The following is a 3,590-nucleotide window of genomic DNA, read 5'->3' as shown; positions in this document are numbered from 1 at the left end:
CCACTTTTCGTGCGAAAGGGGCTTCCCTTATCCACACAAAACTCCTAAATCGCGTGCTTCGCGAAATTTACGATTCGTCTCAGACGCGATTCTTCGCGCGCGTACGCTCCGAGGCATGGCCCGCCACCCTCCGGCCATGCGAGGGAGCGCCCCTGGCGATACAGGGGCTTCCAGCGTCCGGCGCCCGCAAGGGCGTCGAGGGTGGACGCAGGACACTAGCGACCTGACGCTCGGAAACCGTTCCGCGCGTCGCTCAAGGGAATAAAATGGCGCAATCCTTCACCGGTAAGAAGCGGATCCGTAAGTCTTTCGGCCGCATCCCCGAAGCCGTGCAGATGCCGAACCTCATCGAGGTCCAGCGCTCCTCCTACGAACAGTTCCTGCAACGTGAAACTCGCGCGGTCGATCGCCGCGAAGAGGGTGTCGAAGCGGTCTTCAAGTCGGTGTTCCCGATCAAGGACTTCAACGAACGCGCCGTGCTGGAATACGTGTCGTACGAGTTCGAAGAGCCGAAGTACGACGTCGAGGAATGCGTCCAGCGCGACATGACCTATGCGGCGCCGCTGAAGGTCAAGCTGCGCCTCATCGTGTTCGAGACCGACGAAGAGACCGGCGCCCGCTCCGTGAAGGACATCAAGGAGCAGGACGTCTACATGGGCGACATCCCGCTCATGACCGAGAAGGGCACCTTCATCGTCAACGGCACCCAGCGGGTCATCGTCTCGCAGATGCACCGTTCGCCGGGCGTGTTCTTCGACCACGACAAGGGCAAGACCCACTCGTCGGGCAAGTTGCTGTTCGCCGCCCGCGTGATCCCGTATCGCGGCTCGTGGCTGGACTTCGAGTTCGACGCCAAGGACATCGTCTTCGTCCGCATCGATCGTCGCCGCAAGCTGCCGGCCACCACCTTCCTGATGGCGCTCGGCATGGACGGGGAGGAGATCCTCTCCACCTTCTACGACATCGTCACCTGCGAGAAGCGCGAGGACTCCAAGAAGGGCGTCGCGGGCTGGACCGTGCCCTACAAGCCCGAGCGCTGGCGCGGGGCCAAGCCGGACTTCCCGCTGATCGACGCCGAGACCGGCGAGGAGATCGCCCCGGCCGGCCAGAAGATCTCGGCGCGTAACGCCAAGAAGTTTTCCGACGCGGGCCTCAAGACCCTGCTGCTGGCGCCGGAGGCCCTGACCGGCCGCTATCTGGCCCGCGACCTGGTCAATCCGGCGACCGGCGAGATCTACGCCGAGGCCGGCGACGAGCTGGACCCCACCGTCCTGGCCGCCCTGGAAGAGCAGGGCTACGACAAGCTCGACGTCCTCGACGTCGACGACGTCACCATGGGCGCCTACATGCGCAACACCCTGCGCATCGACAAGAACAACGCCCGCGAGGACGCGCTGTTCGACATCTATCGCGTCATGCGTCCCGGCGAGCCGCCGACCGTCGAAGCCGCCGAAGCCATGTTCAAGTCGCTGTTCTTCGACGGCGAGCGCTACGACCTCTCCTCGGTCGGCCGCGTGAAGATGAACATGCGTCTGGAGCTCGACTGCCCCGACGACGTGCGCGTCCTGCGCAAGGACGACGTCCTGGCGGTGCTCCGCACCCTGGTCGGCCTGCGCGACGGCCGCGGCGAGATCGACGACATCGACAACCTCGGCAACCGCCGGGTGCGTTCGGTGGGCGAGCTGCTGGAGAACCAGTACCGCGTCGGCCTGCTGCGCATGGAACGCGCCATCAAGGAGCGCATGAGCAGCGTCGATATCGACACGGTCATGCCGCACGACCTGATCAATGCGAAGCCCGCGGCCGCGGCCGTGCGGGAGTTCTTCGGCTCCTCGCAGCTCTCGCAGTTCATGGACCAGACCAACCCGCTCTCGGAGATCACCCACAAGCGCCGTCTCTCGGCCCTTGGCCCGGGCGGTCTGACCCGCGAGCGCGCCGGCTTCGAAGTCCGCGACGTGCACCCGACCCACTACGGCCGGATCTGCCCCATCGAGACGCCGGAAGGCCCGAACATCGGCCTGATCAACTCGCTGGCCACCCACGCGGTGGTCAACAAGTACGGCTTCATCGAGAGCCCCTATCGTCGGATCAAGGACGGCAAGACCACCGACGAGGTCGTCTACATGTCGGCCATGGAAGAGGCCAAGCACGTCATCGCCCAGGCCAGCATCAAGCTGAAGAACGGCGAGATCGTCGAGGACCTGGTCCAGGGCCGGATCAACGGCGAGCCGGGCCTGCTGCCCAAGGCCGACGTCGACCTGATGGACGTGTCGCCCAAGCAGGTGGTCTCCGTGGCCGCCTCGCTGATCCCGTTCCTGGAAAACGATGACGCCAACCGCGCCCTGATGGGCTCGAACATGCAGAAGCAGGCCGTGCCGCTCATCCAGTCGGATGCGCCCCTGGTCGGCACCGGCATGGAAAGCGTCGTGGCCGTCGACTCCGGCGCCGTCGTGGTCGCCCGCCGCACCGGCGTGGTCGAGCAGATCGACGGCACCCGCATCGTGGTCCGCGCGACGGAAGAGAACGACCCGACCAAGGCCGGCGTCGACATCTACCGCCTGCAGAAGTTCCAGCGTTCCAACACCTCGACCTGCATCAACCAGCGTCCGCTGGTGCGGGTGGGTGACCTGATCGCCACCGGCGACGTGATCGCCGACGGCCCGTCGACCGACCTGGGCGAACTGGCCCTGGGCCGGAACACCCTCGTCGCCTTCATGCCCTGGAACGGCTACAACTTCGAAGACTCCATCCTGATCTCCGAACGCATCGTGCGCGACGACGTCTTCACCTCGATCCACATCGAGGAGTTCGAGGTCATGGCCCGCGACACCAAGCTGGGCCCGGAAGAGATCACCCGCGACATCCCGAATGTCGGCGAGGAAGCCCTGCGCAACCTCGACGAAGCCGGCATCGTGGCGATCGGCGCCGAGGTCCTGCCGGGCGACATCCTGGTCGGCAAGGTGACCCCGAAGGGCGAAAGCCCGATGACGCCGGAAGAAAAGCTCCTGCGCGCCATCTTCGGCGAAAAGGCCTCCGACGTTCGCGACACCTCCCTGCGCCTGCCCCCGGGCGTCGCCGGGACCATCGTGGAAGTCCGCGTGTTCAACCGTCACGGCGTCGACAAGGACGAGCGCGCCATGGCCATCGAACGCGCCGAGATCGACCGCCTGGGCAAGGACCGCGACGACGAGTTCGCGATCCTGAACCGCAACATGACCTCGCGCCTTCGCGTCCTGCTCACCGGCAAGACCGCCGTCTCCGGCCCCAAGGGCCTGGGCCGCGGCGAGATCACCGCCGAGAAGCTGGAAGAGATCGCGCCCGGCCTGTGGTGGCAGATCGCCCTCGACGACGAAAAGATCATGGGCGAGCTGGAGGCCATGCGCCGCCAGTTCGACGAGGCGCGCAAGCGCCTGGATCGCCGCTTCGAGGACAAGGTCGACAAGCTGCAGCGCGGCGACGAACTGCCTCCCGGCGTGATGAAGATGGTCAAGGTCTTCGTGGCCGTGAAGCGCAAGCTTCAGCCCGGCGACAAGATGGCCGGCCGTCACGGCAACAAGGGCGTCATCTCCAAGATCCTGCCGATCGAGGAC

At 65.8% G+C, this 3,590-nt stretch carries 1 protein-coding gene; it reads left to right on the top strand.

Annotated elements, in window-relative coordinates:
• Positions 1–266 precede the first annotated feature (266 nt).
• A partial coding sequence (gene rpoB, locus V6M46_RS15085; protein WP_332666576.1) for a DNA-directed RNA polymerase subunit beta occupies positions 267–3,590 on the top strand: 3,324 nt, incomplete at its 3' end.

The sequence above is a fragment of the Aeromicrobium sp. genome, from assembly GCF_036676885.1.
In the GTDB taxonomy this organism is placed as follows: domain Bacteria; phylum Actinomycetota; class Actinomycetes; order Propionibacteriales; family Nocardioidaceae; genus Aeromicrobium.
This window is presented reverse-complemented; position numbering and strand designations above follow the sequence as displayed.